The following is a 245-nucleotide window of genomic DNA, read 5'->3' as shown; positions in this document are numbered from 1 at the left end:
ATTCCGAGTCCGGGCACCACTATTTAAAGAACCCAGCCAATGGCTGGGTTTTTGCTTTTCTGCGTTTATAAATCCCTTCTTTAGTATTCTTGCTTCTTTTTACCGTGGGATCGTGCGGTCTGCCATGCCCGGTGGCGCTGCGCTTACCGGGCCTACAGGTTTTGTAGGCCGGATAAGGCGAAGCCGCCATCCGGCATGATTCCTGACGCACAAAGCAAAAAACCCCGCACCTTTCGGTACGGGGT

1 protein-coding gene is annotated in these 245 nt (G+C 53.1%); it reads right to left on the bottom strand.

Features of this window, described 5'->3' with window-relative positions; translation table 11 throughout:
* Positions 1-19: 19 nt before the first annotated feature.
* Positions 20-245, bottom strand: a 226-nt coding sequence (locus tag HMPREF3143_RS26075) for a hypothetical protein (protein ID WP_217628552.1), incomplete at its 5' end; no start/stop codon positions are given.

It is taken from the genome of Enterobacter sp. HMSC16D10 (assembly GCF_001807145.1).
Classification (GTDB): Bacteria; Pseudomonadota; Gammaproteobacteria; order Enterobacterales; family Enterobacteriaceae; genus Enterobacter; species Enterobacter roggenkampii.
This window is presented reverse-complemented; position numbering and strand designations above follow the sequence as displayed.